Source organism: Microbacterium aurantiacum (assembly GCF_040532595.1).
GTDB lineage: Bacteria > Actinomycetota > Actinomycetes > Actinomycetales > Microbacteriaceae > Microbacterium > Microbacterium chocolatum_B.
On record NZ_JBEVYX010000001.1, the window covers coordinates 366,103 to 388,066 of the forward strand.

The 21,964-nt window shown below is 70.8% G+C and carries 22 protein-coding genes and 2 tRNA genes; 7 read left to right on the forward strand and 17 right to left on the reverse strand.

From position 1 onward, the window contains the following. Positions 1 to 44: 44 nt before the first annotated feature. From pstC to pstB, 3 genes are read left to right on the forward strand one after another with little or no spacing between them, the layout of a single operon-like run. A complete protein-coding gene (pstC, locus tag ABXJ56_RS01845; RefSeq protein WP_353998041.1) occupies positions 45 to 983 on the forward strand; it encodes a phosphate ABC transporter permease subunit PstC in 939 nt (312 codons plus the stop codon). A gap of 1 nt (position 984) precedes the next feature. Continuing rightward, positions 985 to 2,091 (forward strand): phosphate ABC transporter permease PstA, encoded by a 1,107-nt coding sequence (gene pstA, locus ABXJ56_RS01850; RefSeq protein ID WP_353998042.1) that lies wholly within the window; start codon positions 985 to 987, stop codon positions 2,089 to 2,091. A 38-nt stretch (positions 2,092 to 2,129) separates the two neighbouring features. After that, entirely contained in the window at positions 2,130 to 2,909 is a 780-nt protein-coding gene (gene pstB / locus ABXJ56_RS01855) for a phosphate ABC transporter ATP-binding protein PstB (protein WP_353998043.1), read from the forward strand. Between the two features lie 9 nt (positions 2,910 to 2,918). On the opposite strand, the gene ABXJ56_RS01860 is transcribed toward pstB, so the two are convergent. The 4 genes from ABXJ56_RS01860 to sigK all read right to left on the reverse strand — a co-directional run bounded on the left by ABXJ56_RS01860 (position 2,919) and on the right by sigK (position 6,115). After that, entirely contained in the window at positions 2,919 to 3,806 is an 888-nt protein-coding gene (locus ABXJ56_RS01860; protein WP_353998044.1) for an aminodeoxychorismate lyase, read from the reverse strand. Between the two features lie 169 nt (positions 3,807 to 3,975). Continuing rightward, positions 3,976 to 4,614: a DNA-directed RNA polymerase subunit beta gene (locus tag ABXJ56_RS01865; protein WP_353998045.1), complete on the reverse strand. Its 639-nt coding sequence runs from the start codon at positions 4,612 to 4,614 to the stop codon at positions 3,976 to 3,978. A 71-nt stretch (positions 4,615 to 4,685) separates the two neighbouring features. Further along, complete coding sequence (locus ABXJ56_RS01870; protein WP_353998046.1) at positions 4,686 to 5,519, reverse strand: anti-sigma factor; 834 nt, start codon at positions 5,517 to 5,519, stop codon at positions 4,686 to 4,688. Beyond that, complete coding sequence (sigK, locus tag ABXJ56_RS01875) at positions 5,516 to 6,115, reverse strand: ECF RNA polymerase sigma factor SigK (protein ID WP_353998047.1); 600 nt, start codon at positions 6,113 to 6,115, stop codon at positions 5,516 to 5,518. The genes ABXJ56_RS01870 and sigK overlap by 4 nt, the downstream gene beginning before the upstream one ends. A 195-nt stretch (positions 6,116 to 6,310) precedes the next feature. Here sigK and ABXJ56_RS01880 point away from each other — a divergent pair, with 195 nt between their 5' ends. From ABXJ56_RS01880 to ABXJ56_RS01890, 3 genes are all read left to right on the forward strand, one after another. Next, entirely contained in the window at positions 6,311 to 6,979 is a 669-nt protein-coding gene (locus ABXJ56_RS01880; RefSeq protein ID WP_353998048.1) for a fasciclin domain-containing protein, read from the forward strand. Between the two features lie 235 nt (positions 6,980 to 7,214). Beyond that, positions 7,215 to 8,459: a serine/threonine-protein kinase gene (locus ABXJ56_RS01885; protein ID WP_353998049.1), complete on the forward strand. Its 1,245-nt coding sequence runs from the start codon at positions 7,215 to 7,217 to the stop codon at positions 8,457 to 8,459. A 42-nt stretch (positions 8,460 to 8,501) separates the two neighbouring features. After that, positions 8,502 to 8,574 (forward strand) — tRNA-Lys (locus tag ABXJ56_RS01890). Between the two features lie 53 nt (positions 8,575 to 8,627). Here the strand turns inward: ABXJ56_RS01890 and ABXJ56_RS01895 are convergent. The 13 genes from ABXJ56_RS01895 to ABXJ56_RS01955 form a co-directional block, all read right to left on the reverse strand. Then, positions 8,628 to 9,080 (reverse strand): GNAT family N-acetyltransferase, encoded by a 453-nt coding sequence (locus tag ABXJ56_RS01895; protein ID WP_353998050.1) that lies wholly within the window; start codon positions 9,078 to 9,080, stop codon positions 8,628 to 8,630. Beyond that, on the reverse strand, positions 9,077 to 9,655 hold the full coding sequence (locus ABXJ56_RS01900; RefSeq protein WP_353998051.1) for an isochorismatase family protein: 579 nt from the start codon (positions 9,653 to 9,655) through the stop codon (positions 9,077 to 9,079). Before ABXJ56_RS01900 ends, ABXJ56_RS01895 begins: the two co-directional genes overlap by 4 nt. Positions 9,656 to 9,686: 31 nt before the next feature. Beyond that, a complete protein-coding gene (locus tag ABXJ56_RS01905; protein ID WP_353998052.1) occupies positions 9,687 to 10,085 on the reverse strand; it encodes a hypothetical protein in 399 nt (132 codons plus the stop codon). Position 10,086: 1 nt separating this feature from the next. After that, a tRNA-Thr gene (locus tag ABXJ56_RS01910) sits at positions 10,087 to 10,162 on the reverse strand. 83 nt (positions 10,163 to 10,245) lie between these two features. Continuing rightward, positions 10,246 to 11,805 carry an alpha/beta hydrolase gene (locus ABXJ56_RS01915; RefSeq protein WP_353998053.1) on the reverse strand — a complete coding sequence of 520 codons (1,560 nt, stop codon included), beginning with the start codon at positions 11,803 to 11,805 and terminating at the stop codon, positions 10,246 to 10,248. Then, the gene (locus tag ABXJ56_RS01920) at positions 11,802 to 12,959 is read right to left on the reverse strand and encodes a DNA polymerase III subunit delta' (protein ID WP_353998054.1); all 1,158 of its coding nucleotides are present in this window, start codon (positions 12,957 to 12,959) and stop codon (positions 11,802 to 11,804) included. The genes ABXJ56_RS01915 and ABXJ56_RS01920 overlap by 4 nt, the downstream gene beginning before the upstream one ends. 10 nt (positions 12,960 to 12,969) lie before the next feature. Continuing rightward, the gene (tmk, locus tag ABXJ56_RS01925; RefSeq protein WP_353998055.1) at positions 12,970 to 13,662 is read right to left on the reverse strand and encodes a dTMP kinase; all 693 of its coding nucleotides are present in this window, start codon (positions 13,660 to 13,662) and stop codon (positions 12,970 to 12,972) included. Further along, positions 13,659 to 16,367 carry a type I DNA topoisomerase gene (topA, locus tag ABXJ56_RS01930; RefSeq protein WP_353998056.1) on the reverse strand — a complete coding sequence of 903 codons (2,709 nt, stop codon included), beginning with the start codon at positions 16,365 to 16,367 and terminating at the stop codon, positions 13,659 to 13,661. The genes tmk and topA overlap by 4 nt, the downstream gene beginning before the upstream one ends. An 85-nt stretch (positions 16,368 to 16,452) precedes the next feature. Continuing rightward, positions 16,453 to 16,773, reverse strand: coding sequence for a helicase (locus ABXJ56_RS01935; RefSeq protein WP_353998057.1), 321 nt, complete (start codon positions 16,771 to 16,773; stop codon positions 16,453 to 16,455). Then, positions 16,773 to 17,150, reverse strand: a complete 378-nt coding sequence (locus ABXJ56_RS01940; protein WP_353998058.1) for a TadE family type IV pilus minor pilin — start codon at positions 17,148 to 17,150, stop codon at positions 16,773 to 16,775. Before ABXJ56_RS01940 ends, ABXJ56_RS01935 begins: the two co-directional genes overlap by 1 nt. Continuing rightward, a complete protein-coding gene (locus ABXJ56_RS01945) occupies positions 17,150 to 17,380 on the reverse strand; it encodes a DUF4244 domain-containing protein (protein ID WP_353998059.1) in 231 nt (76 codons plus the stop codon). Before ABXJ56_RS01945 ends, ABXJ56_RS01940 begins: the two co-directional genes overlap by 1 nt. 41 nt (positions 17,381 to 17,421) lie before the next feature. Then, a complete protein-coding gene (locus ABXJ56_RS01950; RefSeq protein WP_435404940.1) occupies positions 17,422 to 18,414 on the reverse strand; it encodes a type II secretion system F family protein in 993 nt (330 codons plus the stop codon). After that, positions 18,399 to 19,565, reverse strand: a complete 1,167-nt coding sequence (locus ABXJ56_RS01955) for a TadA family conjugal transfer-associated ATPase (protein WP_353998060.1) — start codon at positions 19,563 to 19,565, stop codon at positions 18,399 to 18,401. Before ABXJ56_RS01955 ends, ABXJ56_RS01950 begins: the two co-directional genes overlap by 16 nt. Positions 19,566 to 19,972: 407 nt before the next feature. On the opposite strand from ABXJ56_RS01955, the gene acs reads away from it, so the two are divergent. Beyond that, on the forward strand, positions 19,973 to 21,946 hold the full coding sequence (gene acs, locus ABXJ56_RS01960; protein ID WP_353998061.1) for an acetate--CoA ligase: 1,974 nt from the start codon (positions 19,973 to 19,975) through the stop codon (positions 21,944 to 21,946). Positions 21,947 to 21,964 lie beyond the last annotated feature (18 nt).

Sequence of the window (21,964 nt, forward strand, 5' to 3'; positions counted from 1 at the left end):
CGGGCCGGCCATTCCCACGAACACACACCCGAGAACAGGAAGCCATGACCACGACAGCCCCGGCCATCAAGGCCAAACAGCGGCCCGGTGACCGCTGGTTCTCGGGCACCGCGCTGGCCGCGGGATCGATGATCCTCGTCACCCTCGCCGCCGTCGCGATCTTCCTCATCATCCAGTCGATTCCCGGCCTCACGGCGACACCGGAGTCGGCCTCGCTGCTTCGCACAGACTTCTGGGGCTACGTCTGGCCGCTCGTCTTCGGCACGGTGTGGGCGTCGTTCCTCGCGCTCCTCATGGCCGTTCCCCTGTCGGTGGGCATCGCCCTGTTCATCTCGCACTACGCGCCCCGCCGGCTCGCGCAGACCCTCGGATACATCATCGACCTCCTCGCGGCCGTCCCCTCGGTCGTCTTCGGCCTCTGGGGCATCCTCGTCCTCGCTCCGGCCGTGCAGCCCCTGTACGTGTGGCTCACCACGAACATGGGCTGGTTCCCGCTGTTCGGCGGGACCGCATCGGCGACGGGTCGCACGATCTTCACCGCGGCGATCGTGCTCGCCGTGATGGTCACCCCCATCATCACCGCCATCTGCCGCGAGGTCTTCCTGCAGACGCCGACGCTCCACGAGGAGGCAGCGCTCGCCCTCGGCGCCACGCGCTGGGAGATGATCACCATGGCCGTCTTCCCCTTCGGCCGCAGCGGCATCATCTCGGCCTCGATGCTCGGGCTCGGGCGCGCACTCGGAGAGACGATGGCGGTCGCCCTCGTGCTCTCCGCTACCGGCGTCGTGACCTTCCAGCTCTTCACGTCCGAGAATCCCTCCACCATCCCGGCGAACATCGCCCTCACGTTCCCCGAGGCCTACGGCGCGAACATCAACGTGCTGATCGCGACCGGCCTGATCCTGTTCATCGTCACCTTCGCCGTCAACGCCGTCGCCCGCTGGGTGATCAGCCGGCGCAAAGAGTTCTCGGGAGCCAACTGACATGAGCGCCACCACCATCGCGCCGCCGAACCCCGCGAGCTCCACTCCGGTCGAGGACAGTCGCCGCATCACCAGCGGCAAGCTCCCCACCTGGGCGCCGTGGGCGCTCCTCGGTCTTGCCGCGGGCGCCTCCGCCCTCATCTTCTTCGTCGTCTCGCTGGCCTCGGGGGACTTCAACGTCCCCGGCTGGCTGGTCGTCAGCGCCCTGCTGTACCTCGCGACCGTTTTCACCGTGTCGGCCGTCGTCGAAGGCCGACGCAAGGGCATCGACCGGCTCGTGACGGGTGTCGTGACCATCGCGTTCCTCATCGCGATGCTGCCGCTGGTCTCGGTCGCCACAACCGTCATCGTCAACGGCGTTGCGGCACTGTCCGCGGAGTTCTTCACCAACTCGATGCGCAACGTCGTCGGCGAAGGCGGCGGGATTCTGCACGCCATCGTCGGGACGCTCCTGATCACCCTCGCCGCGGCCGTCATCTCCATCCCGATCGGACTGTTCACCGCGATCTACCTCGTGGAGTACGGCGCCGGCAACCGTCTGGCGCGCGGCATCACGTTCCTCGTCGACGTCATGACCGGCATCCCGTCGATCGTCGCCGGCCTGTTCGCCTACGCCCTGTTCGCGCTGTTCCTCGGACCCGGCATCCGCATGGGGATCATGGGCTCGGTCGCGCTGGCCGTCCTGATGATCCCCGTGGTCGTCCGGGCCACGGAAGAGATGCTGCGCCTCGTCCCCAACGAGCTGCGCGAAGCCTCGTACGCGCTCGGTGTGCCCAAGTGGCTCACGATCGTCAAGGTCGTCATCCCCACCTCGATCGCCGGCATCACCACCGGCGTGATGCTGGCCGTCGCGCGGGTCATCGGCGAGACCGCCCCGCTGCTGCTCACCGCCGGCATCACCGCGTCGATGAACTACAACCTCTTCGACGGCCGCATGGCGACCCTGCCGGTCTTCGCCTACTCGCAGTACATGAACCAGGGCATCCCCGCCTCCGCCTTCATCGACCGGGCCTGGGGCGCCGCCCTCGTGCTCATCGTCATCGTCATGGCGCTCAACCTCATCGCGCGACTCGTCGCGCGCATCTTCGCCCCCAAGCTCGGCCGCTGAGTCCGCGCGGCCCGAATACCCGAATCCAGAGGAACAACGTGTCCAAGAGCATCGAAGTCAACGACCTGAACGTCTACTACGGCGACTTCCTGGCCGTCGAGGGCGTCACGCTCGACATCGAGCCGCGCAGCGTCACCGCCTTCATCGGCCCGTCCGGGTGCGGCAAGTCCACCTTCCTGCGGACCCTCAACCGCATGCACGAGGTCATTCCCGGGGCCCGCGTGGAGGGAGAGGTCATGCTCGACGGCATGAACCTGTACGGTCCTTCCGTCGACCCCGTGCTCGTCCGCCGTCAGGTGGGCATGGTCTTCCAGCGCCCGAACCCCTTCCCCACCATGTCGATCAAGGAGAACGTCCTGGCGGGCGTGAAGCTCAACAACAAGAAGCTCTCCAAGTCCGACGCCGATGCCCTCGTGGAGAAGTCCCTGCAGGGGGCGAACCTCTGGAACGAGGTGAAGGACCGCCTCGACAAGCCCGGCTCGGGTCTGTCCGGCGGTCAGCAGCAGCGTCTGTGCATCGCGCGCGCCATCGCGGTGTCGCCCGAGGTCATCCTGATGGACGAGCCTTGCTCGGCCCTCGACCCGATCTCGACCTACGCGATCGAGGAGCTCATCGGCGAACTGAAGAACGACTACACCGTCGTCATCGTCACGCACAACATGCAGCAGGCATCCCGTGTGAGCGACAAGACGGCGTTCTTCAACATCGCCGGCACCGGCAAGCCCGGCAAGCTCATCGAGTACGACGACACGACGACGATCTTCACGACACCCTCCGTGCAGGCAACCGAGGACTACGTCTCCGGCCGCTTCGGATGAGCTTCCTGCTCAGTCGCGAGGGCTGAGCAGGTACCGGTTGAGGGATGCCGTCATCGCGGCATCCCTCGCCGTCTCTTCGCCGTCGATCTGAACGATCGGCGCCGCCAGTCGAATGCTCGAGACCACCCACGCGGCGTCAGCGCTCCGGAGCTCGTCGCGGGTGATCCGCGCGTACGCGGTGTCGACGCCGAGGGAGCCGAGGTAGGAGAAGATGCTCCGCTGGGTGGTGCCGTGGAGGATCCCCGCCGCGGGCTCCGGGGTGAGGTAGCGGCCGTCGCGCCGCAGGATCACCGACGCGGTGGGGGCCTCGAGGACGTACCCGTCCGACGACAGGAACACCGCGTCATCCGCACCCCGACGCCGCGCTTCGCGGATCGCCGCCATGTTCACCGCATAGGACAGCGTCTTGGCGCCGAGGAGCAGCCAGGGCGCCCGCTCGGGGACATCCGCCGTGTATCCCCGGTCGAGGGTCACCACCCGGATGCCGTGTTCCCGCGCCGCTGTGCTGTCGGGCGCATCGGCGAGCGTCACCCACGCGGTCGGCGCACCCGCGCCGTCGACCCCGCGGCTGAGGATGAGCTTGAGCACGCTCTCCCCCGTCTCGGGAGCGTGAACGACGACACGGGAGATCGCCTCCCGCCACTGCGCGAGATTCGGCTCCGGGAGGTCGCAGAGCGCCGCCGAATGCGCGAGGCGCGCGAGGTGGGCGGACACCTCCTGCGCGTGGCGCCCGACCATCCCCAGGGATTCGAAGACGCCGTCCCCGCGCTGCGCGCTCAGGTCGCCGATCTGCACGATGGGACTTCTCGGATCGAACGACCGCATCGTTCCGGCGAGATCGGACCGTGGATCGTCGACGGCGATCGGATCGAACGCGAGGGCGTGACGCAGTGCCATTCGACGAGCGTACGACGCCGATCACCATCGGCGGGAATGCCGGGCGGTGGGGCTGGCGTTACACTGGAACAGCCGGGCCGCAGTAACCCCGGGCTCCATCTTCTGCCGCTGCGAGCGGCCTCGCGCCGAGAGGCGTTCTGCGGCCCGGCACTTCTGTGTCCGAGCGGCCCTAGACGAGCGCGTCGCGCCGCCAGAGGGCAGCGGAAGCCGTGAGATCGCCGGCATAGTCGGAAAGCCGCAGCGCGCGCGTCGTGAACGCCGACGCCCGATCCGACTCCGTGCCCTCGTAGTCGTCCGCGAGGTGGCTCGCGCCCGACGCCTGGACGCGGCAGAACGCCGCGGCCCGCTCCAGCGCGACTGCGAAGTCGCCGACGAACACACCGCGCAGGATCATGTCGACCAAACCGACCAGTTCCTCGGGACCCGCGGGAGTCGGCGCCCCGGCCACGACCGGGTCGGCCGAGCGGAGCTCGACCCGACCGCGCTCATAGGTCACCGCGGCCGTCTGCGGGTCGTCGTGCACCATGAGCTGCAGCAGATACAGGCGCCACAGCGTTCCGGGGAGCGACTTCGCCGGGGACCGCGACCAGAGCTCGGCGATGTCGTCGATCCCGTTCCGGTCGGTGAAGGCGACGAGACGCTCGACGACGCCCGCGTCGGGCTCCTCCCGGACGCGGGAGACGAGCGCGCGTGCCGTCGAGTGGGCCACGCGGGAGACCTCGGCGGGGTCCTCAGCCGCGAACAGGCGGTCGAAGAGCTCGGCGGGTCGCCGGACGGGCTTGTGGAATCCTCGCGCGTCGTCAGTCATCGGATCAAGGCTACTCCGCGGCCGCGAACCCGGTCCGGATCGCGGGAGCCTCGAGAGACCGCGGGAACGACTCAGGCCGTCGGGATTGCCACGATCGGATCCGACGTCGGCTGACCCGTCGCCGAGCCGCCCGCCGCCTCGACAGTGAGCGCGATGACGTCACCCTCGGCGACCGCCGCGTCCAGAAGCACGGTGGTCTGCCCGTCCTCGGGGGCGAATGTGCCCGCGGAGACTGCACCGTCGGCGTCGACGACCCACATCTCGAACGCCTCATCGGCGCTGATGCCCGGGAGGTTGCTCGAGACCAGGACGGCCTTCTCGAGGGATGCCGACCAGTGCGCGGTCGCGATGCCGCCGCCCGTCACCTCCGCGGTGATGGACTGCGCGTCCGGCGCGGACTCGATCTCGGCGAGGGCCACGACCGCCGGTGGGCGGTTGACGAACTCGTTGACGGATGCCGCCCCCCAGCCCAGGGTCACGAGGAGGACCAGGGAGGCCGCGAGCGCGAACAGTCCCTTCGTCCAGTTCCGTCGCGACACGGTCTGCACGACCGACGTCGACGGGGTCGGGTCGCGACGTGCGGGCGCGGCATCCGCATCGGGAAGCGGCGGACGCGGAGGAACGATCTCCGCGAAGGCGTGATGGCCGAAGGCGCCGGCATCGGGTCCCGTCGCGGACTGCGGCGTCGCGGCGATGCGCGCCAGCAGCGTGGAACGCGCCGTCAGGGGCGGCACCTCCTCACGCACCGTCTCGGCGAGGGATGCGGCGGCCGCGACGTCGGCGTCCACCCGCTCCACCCACTCGGGATGCTGCTGCAGCGCGTGCTCGAACGCTGCGCGGTCACGAGGCGTCAGCGCGTTCAGCGCGTAGCCCGCCGCGAGCTCGAAGAATTCCTGCTCGTTCACACCGTCACCCCCATCTCCGCCCGTAGGCGCGTCAATCCGTCGCGCATTCTGGTCTTGATCGTCCCCAGCGGCGCTCCCACCAGCGCCGCGATCTCGCTTTGGCTGTATCCCCCGTAGTACGCAAGGGTGAGGGCCTCGCGCTGCGGGTCGGGGAGGGTCTTCAACGCCGTGGCGACCTGGAGGCCTTCGATGCGCAGCTGCGCCTGCTCGGCCACCCCGTCGTACGCGACGTCGAGATCGCGGAACCCCACGCGCACATCCCGGTCGGTGCTCGCCTGCGACGCTCGCACGCGATCAACCGCCCGACGGTGAGCGATCGTGAGAACCCACGTTCTCCCTTGCCCCTTGTTCGGAACGAAGCGCCCGGCGGATTGCCACACCTCGAGGAAGACTTCCTGCAGCACTTCTTCACTCTGCGAACGGTCGACGAGGACGCGGAGGATGAGCCCGAAGGCCCGGGGCGAGAGCATGTCGTACACGCGCGCGAACGCGCCCTGGTCGCCCGCCGCGACACGCACGAGCAGCTCTCCGACGTGATCGACGGGTGCGCCGTCTTCGGGGACTTCCACACCGTCGATGACCATGGGTTCAAGCATGCCTCATCACGCCGTTCTGCCCGGTATCCGCGGGGTCTCAGACGGCATCCGTGAGGCAATCGTGAAAAAACTTCCCATCCGATCCCCCCGGGGTGCCGAAGACCCTGTGTACGCCAACCGGCGGAACCCCTCCCCAGGGGTTGTGCAATCACCACACACAGCGGTCCACACACGGATCACATTCAGGAGGAAGTCATGTCCAGCATCACCACGAAGCGTGTCTCGTCGGGCTTCGCCCTCGCGGTCGCGGCGACGTTCGCACTGACGGCCTGCTCGGGAGCCGGCACCACCGCCGGAACCACCGAGGAGCCGATGGAGCCCACCACCGCCCCCATGGAGACCGAAGAGCCCATGGAGATGGACCCGGCCGCGATGCTCGTCGGCCCCGGCTGCGCCGACTACGCCGAGGCCGTTCCGGACGGCGCCGGCTCGGTCGAGGGCATGGCGCTCGACCCGGTCGCCACCGCGGCCTCCAACAACCCGCTGCTGACCACGCTGACCGCCGCGGTCTCCGGCCAGCTCAACCCCGAGGTCGACCTGGTCGACACGCTCAACGGCGGCGAGTTCACCGTCTTCGCCCCGGTGGACGACGCGTTCGCCGCCATCGACCCCGCGGTCATCGAGTCGCTGCAGACCGACACCGAGACGCTTACCAGCATCCTCACCTACCACGTCGTCCCCGGTCAGATCTCCCCGGATGACATCGCCGGCACCCACGCCACCGTGCAGGGCGCCGAGGTCGAGGTGACCGGCTCGGGTGACGCGTTCATGGTCAACGACGCCAACGTCATCTGTGGTGGTGTGCAGACCGCCAACGCCACGGTCTACCTCATCGACTCGGTCCTGATGCCCCCGGCTCAGTGATCCACTTTTCACCGGTGCCTGGCCGGTGAATGGGGCGGCGCGGCCGTCGGCACCGTGCGAGACGGAGCCGGCGGCCGCGTCGCACTTTCCCGAGACTTCAGGGCGGCGCGGTTGCATACGCACGTGGCCGCCGTCAAGCCTCCGATCGGTATCCGTGCCGGGTTCTAGATTTTGAAGACCACCGGGGCCCTCGCTTCCCCTCCCCCGCGGGGGTCCCGGTTCGGGGAGGGATGGCATGACGGATCTGCGCGGGTCGACGACACCGGTCACCGGTGACATCGTCGCGCGCCGGTACCGCCTCCTCGAGCGCATCGGCGAGGGGGGGATGGCGCGGGTGTTCCGCGCCCACGACACCTACCTGGACCGTCCCGTCGCGATCAAGATCATGCGGGGGCCGGTCCACGACGCCCTGACCGCCGATCGCGTCCGCGCCGAGACGACATCCCTCGCCTCGCTGAACCACCACAGCCTGGTCACCCTGTTCGATGCGCACATCGACGACGAGGGCATCAGCTATCTCGTCATGGAGTACGTCTCCGGCATCACCCTCCGCGACCTCATCTCCGAGGGTCCGGTCGCTCCCGTCGTCCTCGCCGGCATCGCGACCGATCTCGCCGAGGCCCTGTACGTCGCCCACGAAGCGGGCATCGTGCACCGCGATCTCAAGCCGTCGAATGTCCTCCTGTGGCGCTCGCCCGTGCCGAGCCGCGACTGGCGCGCCAAGCTCGCCGACTTCGGGATCGCCCACCTGCTCGACGCGGAGGAGGCGGTCGCGGGCCCGATCATGGGAACCGCGGCGTACATCGCCCCGGAGCAGGCCCGCGGCGCCCCTCCGGCGCCTCCCGCCGACATCTACGCCTTCGGCCTCCTGCTTATCGAGGCCCTGACGGGGGTACGGCCCTACGGCGACGTCGAGGGCGTCGGCGCGGTCGTCGCCCGCATGACGGCCGCGCCCGACATCCCTCGCACACTGGATGCCGGGTGGCGGCGCCTGCTGCGTCGGATGACCTCTCTGCGGCCCGAGGAGCGCCCGAGTGCTCTCGAGGTCGCCGTCGTCGCGGCCGGCTACGCCCAGGCGGCTCAGCCCGCGCCGATCATCGACGAATCCACCGCCCCGGTCGACGTCGCCGAGCTCGACGCCGCGCCCGTTCCCGCGCGTCCGGTCACCGATCAGATCCCGGTCACCCTCGTGGGAGCGGCAGCGGCCGCCGCAGCGGCGCCGGCGGCCGCATCCGTCCAGACCGGCACGAATCCCGCGGCGAAGTACCACGGGGACCGACAGATCGGCCGACTGGTCTGGGTGACGATCGCGGGGATCGCCGCGCTGCTCATCGCCGTCGTGACGGTGCTGTGGGCTGCGTCACTCCCCGAGCCCGGGGTGTGGGACGGCGATGACGCCCCGGTGACCGTGGGAGGCGGCGAGGGCCCGCCGCCCAGCGTCTCCGTCACGGCGGAGGTCCCCGTCGACGACGGGCGGTAGACGCGCATCGCACCCCGCGTCGCGAAGTAGGCTGGACGGTGCGGGCCTCTAGCTCAGTCGGTAGAGCATCGGACTTTTAATCCGCGGGTCGTGGGTTCGAGCCCCACGGGGCCCACGCACAGGGAAGGGCGTCGCTCAGGCGGCGCCCTTCGGCGTTCCATCGGGTGGTCAGGCCTCCTCGGGACGGAGGACGTACTGGACGAAGCCGGTGTCCTCGGCGAGGCGGTCGTAGAGGCCGCGCGCGGCGGCGTTGCCGGCCTGCGTCAGCCAGTACACGTGCGCGCATCCGGCGGTCCTCGCCCATTCCTCGACGTGCCTGATGAGCGCGCGCCCGACGCCCTCGCCCCGCGCGGTCGGATCGACGAACAGATCCTCGAGGTAGCAGACATCCGCACGGCTCCACGTGCTGGCGTGCGGCAGCCAGTGGACGAACCCGATCGCCTGATCGTCGGCATCGGTGGCGATCGCGCCGCGCATGCCCGACTCGGAGTCGATCAGCCGGTCGAAGGTGAGCGCAGTCTGCTCGGACGACAGCGCCTCGCGATAGAACTCGAGGTAGGCGTTCCAGAGCGGAAGCCATGCGTCCCGGTCCGCGGCACGGAGCGGACGGATGCCGCTCACGGCGCGGACTCCGCCACGTCGGCGCCGGCGCGTTGCAGCTCGACGAGCGCCGCGGCGCTCGAGGTCGCGTCGACGCCCGCGACCAGATCACTCAGGATCCGCACCCGCCGACCGTGCGCGAGGGCGTCCAGAGCCGAGGCGCGGACGCAGTAGTCGGTGGCGAGACCCGCGACGTCGACGTCGACGATGCCATGCCGATCGAGCAGCTCCGACACCCGGACTCCGTCGTCGGTGGTGCCCTCGAAGAGCGAGTAGGCGGGAATCCCCTGCCCCTTCTTCACGTGGTGCGTCACGGCGCGGGTGTCGAGCTCGGGATCGTACTCGGCTCCGACCGAACCGCTGACGCAGTGCACCGGCCAGGTCTCGACGAAGTCGGGCTCCGGATGGAAGTGGCCGCCGTTGTCGTGGTCGGCGTCGTGCCAGTCGCGGGAGGCGACGATCACCGCGTAGTCACCGGCATGGGCGCGCAGGTGATCGGTGATCCGCCGGGCGATCTCGTCGCCGCCCGAAACGGCGAGAGCACCACCCTCGGTGAAATCGTTTTGGACATCGACGATGAACAGCGCCTTGGTCATCCTCCGAGAGTACGCCGACGCCGCCTGCGGCTCAGCCCCGCGCGAACAGCAGGATCAGTGACGCGATCATCGCGACGACCCCGAGCGCGAAGAGCCCTCCGCCCAGACGGACCACGCCGCGAACCACGGGAGACCCCGGCGTCAGCCGCACCCGGCCCCGCACACCACGCCGGTAGAACAGGTCCGCCATGTCGGCGTCGCCGATCCCGGCATCCTGCTCCGCCGTGAGGATCGCTTCGTTCACGCCCCCGACCTCGTCGTCGTGCCAGCGCGCCACGCGACCACCCTCGACCTCGTCGATGACGGCGCGCACGGGCAGCCAGGTCCCGTCAGCGAGATAGAGGATGAGGGCGAGACCGAGCAGGAGAGCACCGAGGCCGATGCCGACCCACGAGAAGATCTCGAAGATCGCCTCGATCGTCTGATCCATATGGAGCCACCTAAGGGAATCGAACCCTTGACCTATTCATTACGAGTGAATCGCTCTGCCGTCTGAGCTAAGGTGGCGCGCGTCGCTCGCGCGATGCACGATCACCGATCTTACAGGGTCCGAGATGCCTCCGCGAACGCGGCGCCCGCCCCCGGGCGCGTCACTCGCAACGCAGGCCGTCCTCGGGCGCCACCCCGTCGATCAAGAAGCCCTCCACCGCGGCGTCCACGCACGCGTTGCCCTTGTTGTAGCCCGTGTGCCCCTCGCCCACGCGGGTCACGAGGACGCCCGATGACAGCTGCGCAGCCAGCGCCTCGGACCACTCGTACGGCGTGGCGGGGTCGTTCGTCGTTCCCACGACGACGATCGGCGGCGCTCCCTCGGCGGCGATGGCGTCGCGCGTACCCGAAGGCGGGTAGGGCCAATCGGCACAGGTGTCGGGCCCGGACCAGTACGGAGCCACCGTCGGCGCCCGCTCCGCGAGCTCCGCCGCGGCCGCCGCCTCCTCCTCCGCCGTCACGCCCGCCGGGTAGTCCATGCAGTTGTACGCGCGGAACGCCTCGGTCGAGTTGTCGAGGTACTCGCCGCCGACACGGTTGTAGTAGAAGTCCGCGAGGATGAACGCCACCTCGGGGTCGCCGGCCAGGACACCGGTGAGGCCCTGGGTGAGGAAGCTCCAGCTGTCCTGCGAGTACAGCGCCGCCACGATGCCGGTCATGAGGGAATCGGCGCCGAGGAGGCGTCCGTCGACGTTCTCCAGCGGCGCTGCATCGACGGTCGCCAGCAGGGTCGCGAGATCGGCCATCGCGTCATCGACGGAACCCCGGAACGGGCACGCATCCTGGGTGAGGCAGTCGGCCATGTAGGCGCGGAGAGCGGACTCGAACCCGACGCCCTGGGTGGTGGAGACCTCCGTCACCGGAACGGACGGGTCGAGCGCCCCGTCAAGGACGAGCCGGCCGGCCCGCTCGGGGAACAGCTCCGCATACGTCGCCCCGAGGAAGGTGCCGTACGAGAAGCCGATGTAGTTGAGCTCGGTGTCCCCCAGCACGCCGCGCAGAAGATCCATGTCGCGCGCGGAGTTCTCGGTGGTGATGTACGGCAGGATGCCGTCGCTGTTCGCCTCGCAGGCCTCGGCGAACGCCGCGTTGCGGGCCGTCAGCTCCGCGTCCCACTCGGCGGAGCCGCGGGGGTTCTCGGGGACGTCGAAGAGGTAGGAATCCATATCGGCGGCGTCGAAGCAGCGGACCGCCGTGGACTCGCCGACGCCGCGCGGGTCGAAGCCGACGACGTCGTAGCTGTCGCGGAGCGCCTGCCCCACGGCGAACCCGAGCGAGTCGCGGATGAAGCCGACGCCGCTCGCGCCGGGACCGCCGGGGTTGGTCAGGAGGGAGCCGATCGCCTCGCCCCCCTCGGCGCGGTTGCGGATGACCGACAGCTCGATCTCGCCCGCACCGGGGTCGGCGTAGTCGAGGGGCGCGCGCACCATCGTGCACTCCATGCCGTCTCCGCACGCCGTCCACTCCAGCGTCTGCTCGTAGAAGGGGCGGAGCTCCTCGGGGACGCCGGTGCTGTCCGGCGAGGCGCTGGAGGTGGCGACCGGCCGCTCCTCGGGGATCATCGCGTACAGGCATCCGCTCAGCGCGAGCGTCGAGACGGCGAGGCCCGCGATGACGGCGAGGAGCCGGGGCGCGCGACGACGGGGAGAGAGGGTGTTCACGGGGTCCTTCCGCTGGCGACGGTGATCAGCATGCTCTCGAGCGCGAGGGCGGGGGCGGCGTTCATCTCCAGGTTCTCACGTGTTCGTCCGATGGCGTCGAGGACGATCAGCGTCCGCTCGGGAGACCAGATCTCGGCGAGGTGGCGGAGTTCGGCATCCATCTCCCGGTTGATGAGATCGTCGCGGCCGAACTGGAGCATGACCACGTCCCGGAACATCGACTCGAGATCGGTGAGGACCCGATCGATGCCGTCGCGGAGGCTGCGCGTGGCGCGGCGCTTCTGCTCGTCCTGCAGAGCGGTCACCTGGGAGCGCACCGCCGGGGGCACCGGTCCGCCCTCGGGGACGCCGAGGGTGCGCAGGAGCGACGCGCGCTCGGCCTCGTCGCGTTCGGCGGTGAGGGAGGTGGCGTCCTCGGTGGCGGCCTGCACGATCCGCCCTGCGACCTCGACGGCGTCGCCGACCCCCCGGACGGCGAGGACCGCCCGCAGCGTCCGATCGCGGCGATCGCGCGCCGCCTCGTCGGTGGCCAGACGCTGAGCCATGCCGATGTGGCGCTGGGCGTGACGCGCGGAGCGCTCGGCGATCTCCGGGTCTGCTCCGGTGCGGACGGAGATGAGACGGGCGACGTCGGCGACGTCCGGTTCGGGCAGGCGCAGCGTGCGCACCCGCGAGCGGATCGTGGGGAGGAGGTCCGCGTCGCTCGGTGCGCACAGGATCCACACCGTGCGCTCCGGCGGCTCTTCGAGAGCCTTCAAGAGCACGTTGGAGGTGCGCTCGGCCATGCGATCGGCATCCTCCATGATGATGACGCGGAAGCGGCCGAGCGAGGGCGAGAAGTACGAGCGCTCCACGAGGGAGCGCGCGTCCTTGATCGAGATGATGACGCCTTCGGTGCGCAGCGCGGTCAGGTCGGGGTGCGTCCCGGCGAGGACCTGTCGCTGCGCATGGTCGTCGCCCGGTTCGGCGATGAGCGCCGCCGCGAATGCGTGCGCGAGGGTGGATCGGCCCGAGCCCGGCGGACCCGTGATGAGCCACGCGTGCGTCATCGCGGAGGGATCGTCGACGGCCTCGCGCAGCGTGGCGACGGCGTCGGGCTGGCCCCACACCTCGCTCCACGGCGCAGGGGCCGCATCGAGGCTCGGCGCATCCATGGGCATCAGCCTATCCGCGGTCCCCGACGCCCTCGCGGGCCTCGGGGAAGCGGCGGAGCATGTCGCCGACCCTCGCACGGACGGCCGCGGCGAGATCCGCCGCCGGTCGCGTCGCGTCGAGCACGAGGAAGCGCGCGGGCTCCGCCTCCGCCAGCGCGAGGAACTCCGCCCGCACGCGCGCGTGGAAGCCCTCTCGCTCGGCTTCGAGCCGATCGAACGGTTTGTCGTCGGCGTCGAGGCGTCCCCGAGCCACTCTCGGGTCGAGGTCGAGGAGCACGGTGAGGTCGGGAAGGAGACCCTCGGTCGCCCAGAGCGACAGGTCGCGCACTTCGTCGCGTCCGAGGACGCGCCCCGCCCCCTGGTACGCCACGGACGAATCGAGGTACCGGTCCTGGATCACCACCTCGCCGCGGGCGAGGGCGGGCCGGACGACGGCGGCGATGTGGTGAGCCCGATCCGCCGCGTAGAGGAGCGCCTCGGCGCGGGGCGCGATGTCCCCGCGATGGTGCAGGACGATGTCGCGCACCAGCACGCCGACCTCCGTGCCGCCCGGCTCGCGCGTGCGGACCACCGTGCGACCGGAACGCTCGAGCCACTCCTGCAGGAGCACGGACTGCGTGGTCTTGCCCGCGCCGTCGCCGCCCTCGAAGGTGACGAAGAGTCCCGCGTGCGGCTGGTCCGCCGGGTGCGCGGGGACGCTCACTTCTTCGCCGGGGCCTTCTTCGTCGTCGTCCGTCGCGTCGCGCGCTTGGGGGCGGGCCCCTTCGCGCGCTTGTCCGCGAGCAGCTGCACGGCGCGCTCGAAGGTGATCTCCATCGCATCCTCGCCCCGCGGAACGGTCGCGTTGACCTCCCCGTCGGTGACGTACGGCCCGAAGCGGCCGTCCTTCAGCTTGATGGGCTTGCCGCTGGTCGGGTCAGCGTCGAACTCCTTCAGAGCGCTGGATGCCGCGCGGGCGCCGTATTTGGGCTGGGCGTAGACCGCGAGCGCCTCCTCGAGCGTGATGTCGAAGATCTGCTGCTCGCTGGTGAGTGTGCGCGAATCGGTGCCCTTCTTCAGGTACGGACCGTACCGGCCGTTCTGGGCGGTGATCATCTGCTCGGACTCGGGGTCGACCCCGACCTCGCGGGGCAGCTCGAGCAGGCGCAGCGCCGTGTCGAGGTCGATCTCGTCGACCGACATCGACTTGAACAGCGACGCCGTCCGCGGCTTCGGCGCGACGTCCTTCTTCGCACCGCGCTTCTTCGGCGCCGGGGTCTCGGCGACGACCTCGCGGACCTCTCCGGTCTCGGGATCGACCTCCTCCTCGGCGGGCGGGTCGATCTCCTGCACGTAGGGCCCGAAGCGACCGTCCTTGACGATGATCAGCTTTCCGTTGGCCGGATTCTCTCCGAGGACCCGGTCGCCCGCGACCGGTGCGTCGATGAGCTCCTGCGCCTTGGCCGGGGTGAGCTCGTCGGGAGCCAGATCCTCGGGGATGTTCACCCGTCGGGGCTCGCCCTCCGGCTTCTCCGGGTCGGCGACCTCGAGGTACGGGCCGTACTTCCCGAAGCGGAGCACGGCGACATCCCCGATCGGCGTCGAGTTCAGTGCGCGCGCGTCGATCTCGCCGAGATTGTCGACGATGTTCCGCAGCCCCACGTGCGCCTCGGAGCCGAAGTAGAACTCCTTCAGCCACGCCACACGGCTCTGCTCGCCGCGGGCGATGGCGTCGAGGTCGTCCTCGAGGGCCGCGGTGAAGTCGTAGTCGACCAGGTCGGGGAAGTGCTGCTCGAGCAGACGCACCACACTGAACGCCAACCAGCTCGGGATCAGGGCCTGACCGCGCTTGGCGACATAGCCGCGATTGATGATGACGTCGATGATGCTGGCGAAGGTCGAGGGGCGGCCGATGCCCTTCTCCTCGAGCGCCTTGACCAGGCTCGCCTCGGTGTAGCGGGGCTTGGGGCTCGTGGCGTGCCCCTTCGGCTCGACGTCGGAGAGCGCGAGGATGTCGCCGACCGACAGCGCCGGGAGGGACTGGTCGTCCTGCGCGTCGGACTCGTTGCGCTTCTCGTCGCGTCCCTCCTCGTAGGCCTCGAGGAAGCCCTTGAAGGTGTAGACGGTGCCCGAGGCGGTGAACTCCGCGCGCCGTCCGTCCGCGTCGACGGCCAGCGTGACGGTCGTCGTCTCGTACTTGGCGTCGGACATCTGGCTGGCCATCGTCCGCTTCCAGATCAGGTCGTACAGACGCTGTTCGTCGCGATCGAGCTCGCCGCCCACCTCCGCGGGGGTGCGGAACGTCTCGCCCGAGGGACGGATCGCCTCGTGCGCCTCCTGGGCGTTCTTGGCGTTGTTCCGGTAGGTGCGGGGGTTCGCCGGCACGGACGCGTCCCCGTACATCTGCACGGCCTGGGCGCGGGCGGCCTGCACGGCCTGGGTGCCCAGCGCCGTGGAGTCGGTGCGCATGTAGGTGATGAAGCCCTTCTCGTACAGGCGCTGGGCCACGCTCATCGCATGCTTCGCGCTCATCGAGAGCTTGCGCCCCGCCTCCTGCTGGAGGGTGGAGGTGGTGAACGGGGGCTTGGGGCTCCGGGTGCCGGGCTTCGCCTCGACCGAGGCGACGGATGCCGTTCCGGCGGCCTCGATGGCGGCGGAGAGGTCGCGCGCGGCCTGCTCGTCGAGGACGACGACGGCCTTGCGCAGTGCCCCGGTGTCATCGAAGTCGGTTCCCCGGGCGAGGGCCGCACCGTCGACGCGGGCGAGCCGGGCGGAGAAGGAGCCGCCGGCCTCGGCTGTGGCGAGGGTGGCGATGTCCCAGTAGGACGCCGAGACGAACGCCATGCGCTCGCGCTCGCGATCGACGACCAGACGCGTGGCGGCGGACTGGACGCGGCCGGCCGACGTCCCCTGCTGCACTTTGAACCACAGGACGGGGCTGACGTCCCAGCCGTACAGGCGGTCGAGGATGCGGCGGGTCTCCTGCGCGTCGACGAGGGCGAGATCGAGCTCGCGGGTGTTGTCGACGGCGGCGCGGATGGCGTCCTTGGTGATCTCGTGGAAGACCATCCGCTTGACGGGCACCTTCGGCTTCAGCGTCTCGAGCAGGTGCCACGCGATGGCTTCGCCTTCGCGATCCTCATCGGTGGCGAGCAGGAGCTCGTCCGCCCCCTTCAGCGCACGCTTGAGTTCGGTGACGGTCTTCTTGCCGCGATCGCTCTCGACGTAGTAAGGGTCGAAGTCGTTGTCGATGTCGATCGAGTACTTGCCGTACGCCTGCTTCTTGTCGGCGGGGATGTCCTTCTTGTCCGCGAGATCGCGGATGTGTCCGACGGAGCTGAGTACCTCGTAATCGTCACCGAGATACCCCTGGATCGACCTCATCTTCGTCGGAGACTCGACGATGACGAGCTTCTTGCCTTGTGCCAAGGGGGGCGTCCTTTCTTCGTCGCACACCATACACGGGGTGGGGTGGGGCGGATGCTGTGAGCCGCCGTCGCGGCGGGCGCCGGGTTCAGCCGGGAGGGGGTCCCGCGCGGGCGGTCGCGGCGGCCGGAAAGACCCCGAACGGGGCGGTCACGGTCACGGTCACGACGAATCCGTCGATGACGCACCCGGCGACGACCGCGCCCGCCGTCGCCGCGAGATCCCCCGCCCGGACGCACGGATCGCCCGTCGCCAGACCCGTGAGGGTGTCGGCGGCGGCAAGGGCGGCGGAGTCCGCCGCGCCGGCCAGGCGCTGCGAGTGCACGGCGGCCGAGCCCGCCGCGGCGAGCCCTGCGACGAGCGTCGCGCCCGCGGCCACGACGCCGACCATCGCGACCGTCGACGGCATCAGCCGCCGCCCGCCAGGGCGCAGCCGGTCGCGGTGAGGGTGCGCACGGCCGCCGGCGCCCGTGCGGTGACGCACACGATGTCGCCCCGATGCTCGATCGTGGCGGACGCATCGCCGACGGCGGCGATTACCGCCGCGTGCACGCGTTCATCGGGCTCGCCGCGCGCGGCGAGGCGCGCGGCGTCGCCGACCGCGTCCTGCAGCCGCACGGCGCGGGACGCCGCCCCCAGCGCGCCGACTCCGAGGACGAGGACCAGCAGCACCGCCGGGAGGGCGACGGCGAACTCGGCCACGACCGAGCCCCCATCGTCCCGGCCGGGCGGAGCGGATGCCGCGCGCGCACCGCCGACGTGCGGCATCCGTCGTCGAGGACGCATCACGCCACGGTCAGCGCGCGCCGGATGAGATCGGTGAGGATCCCGCGGACCTCGTCGCTGCGCATGATGACGACGAGGAGTCCGGCGAAGGCGACCGCAGCCATCGTGGCGATGGCGTACTCCGCGGTGGCGGCGCCCTCGTCGTCGGCGAACCCGCGCGCAGCCGGTCGGTACAGGCGCTCAGCGCGCCGACGGGTGAGCAGGGGGATGGGGGCGTCGGACCGGGACATGGATTCTCCTTTATTCGGGTGGCGGATCGCAGACGGAAAGGTCACAGGGTGAAGGGCATCGTGCGGACGACGCTCAGGAGCATCGGGGCGACGCCGAGGAGGAGGAAGGCGGGGAGTGTGCACACCCCGAGCGGAAGGAGCAGACGCGTGGACAGACGCGCCGCGCGCAGGCGTCCGTCCACGCGCGCGCGGTGACGGGCGAGCACGGCCCACGCCCGCAGCAGGTCCACGGCGGGGACGCCGGCCGTGCGCGAGAGCGCGAGGACCGCGTCGATGTCGTCGCGCGGCGGCGCGCTCGGCCCCTGCGCGGCGTCCTCCGGCGGCTCGGGCCGCGCCCGGGCGACGAGCGTCAGCGCGCGATCGATCGAGACGCCGCCGCTCAGTGCGATGGCGAGGAGCTCGGCACGGTGCCCGGGAATCGCGTCGTCCCCGGTGGCCGCGCGGACGAGCCGCATCGTCCACCGATGCGCGAGCACGATGAGCAGTCCTCCGAGGACGAGGCAGGCGACCCCCAGGGGGTGGGAGAACAGGATGCCGAGCGTGTCGAATCCGAGCAGGGCGCCGAGGACGACCGCGACGATCGGGAGCCACGCCAGGAGCCGGGCGGTCCCCGCGGGCTCGGCCAAGGCGATGCGCACATCGTCCGCGGCGGCTCGCGCGTCCCGCAGCGCGTCGGCGAGACCGCGGAGGCTCTCCGCCAGAGGCGCCCCGACGACGGTGGCCACCTGCCACGCGGCCCCGACCTCGCGCCACTCCCCCGCCTCGGTCCCCCGGCGGCGCCTCCGGTGGCCGCGCCGTCGACCCGTGCCGCCGGCGGAGACCCCCGCCTCGCGGATCGCGTGCGGGAGGGGAGATCCCGCCGCGACCGCCGCCACGACCCGGGCGGCGCCGGGGTCCCCGGTCCCGGCGAGGTACTCCCACGCGCGGCGCGGAGCGATTCCGGCGCGGAGCAGGACGGCGAGCTGGAGGACGCTCTCCGCCGCGGGCACCGCCTCTCCCGCCGCCATCGGGCGGGGGGTCACGGCGGGGACCACGGGGTCTCCTCGATCTCGAGCCGGCCGTCGGGTCCGACGCGGGGGCGCCCGATGCTCAGCAGCCGTCGGGTCCCCGCGGCATCCCGCTCGACGTGCAGGATCCAGTGCAGGGCGCTCGCCACCTGCCGCGCGAGAGCCTGGTCGCTCATCCCCGCGAGCGCGCCGAGCGCCTCGAGCCGCGCCGCGACATCGGCCAGGCCGTTCGCGTGCACGGTGCCCGCGCCGCCGTCGTGTCCGGTGTTCAGGGCGCTCAGCAGCTCGCGCACCTCCTCTCCGCGGCACTCTCCGACGACGAGTCGATCGGGGCGCATGCGCAGGGCCTCGCGCACGAGGCGCGCGAGGCCGATACCCCCGGCCCCCTCCAGGTTCGGCTGGCGCGCCTCGAGCCGCACATGGTGCGGGTGGGCGAAGGAGAGCTCGGCGACGTCCTCGATGGTGACGATGCGCTCGCGCGCGGATGCCGTCCCGAGGAGCGCCGCGAGGAGCGTGGTCTTCCCGGCCCCGGCTGCCCCCGAGACCAGGACGTTCTCCCGTCGACGCACGATCTCCTCCAGCCGTGCGCGACCGGCCGCATCGAACATCCCGGCGGCCTGCAGCGCGCCGAGGTCGGCGCGCGTGCGTCGACCGACGCGGATGGACAGGGCCGTGCCGCCGCCGGAGACCGGAGGGAGCACCGCGTGCACGCGGAGGTGCCCGCCCACGCGCACATCCACGCACGGAGACGCGTCGTCGATGTGCCGGCCACCCGCGCCGATGAGGGCCACCGCCAGATCGCGCACGTCGTCCTCGTGCAGGCTCCATCCGGGCACCGGTTCGGCTCCGTGTCCGCGGTCGACGAACAGGCCCTGTGCGCCGTTGACGAAGAGATCCGTCACCGCGCCGTCTCGCAGATGGTGCGACAGCTCCTCCCACGCCGCGTGGTGCACGATCGGCAGCGGCGGCGCCTCATCCGCGGGCGCGTCCTCCACGACGGCCGGAGCGAAGTCGGGGATCCGCGGGATGACCCCCGGCGACGTGCTGCCGACGTCGCCGGAGTCGACCGGAGCCGACGCGGGGATCTGCCACCACGTCGCCCGGGGCGCCGACCCGTCCAGCCACGCCAGTGGGTCGCGGGCGGGTTCCTGCCTGCGGGGGACGAAGCGCTCGGTCATGCCGATGACGTTAGGAGCGGGGACGCGCGGCGCCGCGGGCCCTCGCGTCATCCGTGGAGAATGGGCTCCCGCCCGCGACTGGGGAGGAGGGGCGGCTCACTCCGCCGGGAAAAAGAGGGGCGGCATCCCATGGGGGGAATGGGATGCCGCCTCGGGCGACACCGCACTTCGGGGGGTGGGTCGGGTGTCGCCGATGCCAGAATCGATGTTCGGCCGTAGGACAGCTTATGCGACGCGCCGAGGGCGGCCAAACGCCGCTCCGGCGATTCTCACCGTCCTCTCACCGATGCCCCGTCCGCATCCCGCTCCCCACTATCGGAGGTAGTGCGCGCATCGCAGCGTCGCTAGCCTTCGACGAAGACTCGCCGGATGCCGGCATCCGACCTCAGGCCGCAAAGGAGCGCGCGATGAGCCCGCAGATCGACCACCTTCTGAACGAGACCCGACGCTTCGCCCCGCCGGAGGGATTCGCCGACCAGGCCGTGGGGTCCGCCGACCTGTACGCGCGCGCCGCCGAGGATCGCGAGGCGTTCTGGGCGGACCAGGCGCGGGAGCTGCACTGGGAGACGCCGTTCACCGAAGTGCTCGACTGGTCGACGCCGCCCTTCGCCCGCTGGTTCGGCGACGGTGAACTCAACGTCGCCTACAACTGCCTGGACCGGCACGTCGAGGCGGGACACGGTGACCGCGTCGCCCTCCTGTGGGAGGGAGAGCCCGGCGACTCGCGCGCGATCACGTACGCCGAGCTGACCGCCGAGGTCTCCCGGCTCGCGAACGTGCTCGAGGGCCTCGGCGTGGGCGAAGGCGACCGCGTCGCGATCTACCTGCCGATGATCCCGGAGGCGGTCGCCGCGATGCTCGCCGTGGCCCGCATCGGCGCGATCCACTCCGTCGTGTTCGGCGGATTCTCGGCCGACAGCCTCCGCTCGCGCATCGACGACGCGGGCGCGAAGGTCGTCATCACCGCCGACGGCGGCTACCGCAAGGGGAAGGTCTCAGCCCTCAAGCCCGCCGTGGACATGGCCCTCGCCGACCGCAACGGCTCCGGCATCCAGGAGACCGTCGAGCACGTCATCGTCGTCCGCCGCGGCGGCAACGACGTCGACTGGACCCCGGGACGCGACCTGTGGTGGCACGACGTCGTGCCGGCGGCGTCGGCGACGCACGGCGCCCGCGCCTTCCCCGCCGAGACGCCGCTGTTCATCCTCTACACTTCGGGGACGACGGGAAAGCCGAAGGGCATCCTGCACACCTCCGGCGGCTACCTGACCCAGGCGGCCTTCACGAATCGCGTCGTGCACGACATCCACCCCGAGACGGACGTGTACTGGTGCACGGCGGACGTCGGATGGATCACCGGCCACACCTACGTCACCTACGGCCCCCTGGCCAACGGCGCGACACAGGTTCTCTACGAAGGGACGCCGGATGCGCCGCACCCCGGACGATGGTGGGAGATCATCCAGAAGTACGGCGTGACCGTGTTCTACACCGCCCCCACGGCCATCCGATCGTTCATGAAGATCGGCCGCCAGGTGCCGCAGGGCTTCGACCTGTCGACGCTGCGCGTCCTCGGCTCGGTCGGCGAGCCGATCAACCCGGAGGCGTGGGTCTGGTACCGCGACATCATCGGCGCGGAGCGCACGCCGATCGTCGACACCTGGTGGCAGACCGAGACCGGCGCGATGATGATCTCCGCCCTCCCCGGTGTCACCGAGACCAAGCCCGGCGCGGCACAGGTCCCGCTGCCCGGCATCTCGATCGACGTCGTCGACGACGCCGGCGAGCACGTGGGCACCGGGAACGGGGGCCTGCTCGTGGTCACGGAGCCCTGGCCGAGCATGCTCCGCGGCATCTGGGGCGACCCGGAGCGGTTCGTGGAGACCTACTGGGAGAAGTTCGCCGACCGCGGCTTCTACTTCGCCGGCGACGGCGCGCGACTGGACGAGGACGGCGACATCTGGCTCCTCGGCCGCGTCGACGACGTCATGAACGTCTCCGGTCACCGCCTCTCCACGGCCGAGATCGAGTCGGCGCTCGTCGCTCACGAGGCGACCGCGGAGGCCGCGGTCGTCGGCGCCGCCGACGAGACGACCGGTCAGGCGGTGGTGGCCTTCGTGATCCTCAAGCAGAGCTACCTCGATCGGCACTCCGCGGAGGGCCTGGCGAGCGCGCTCCGCGCCTGGGTCGGCGAGCAGATCGGCCCGATCGCCCGGCCACGCGACATCTACATCGTGGGCGAGCTCCCCAAGACGCGCTCCGGGAAGATCATGCGGCGCCTCCTCCGCGACGTCGCGGAGGGACGCGAGGTCGGCGACACCACGACGCTGGCCGACACGATGGTCATGAGCACGATCCAGGCCAAGATCACCACGAAGTGACGGCAGACGTGAGGGCCG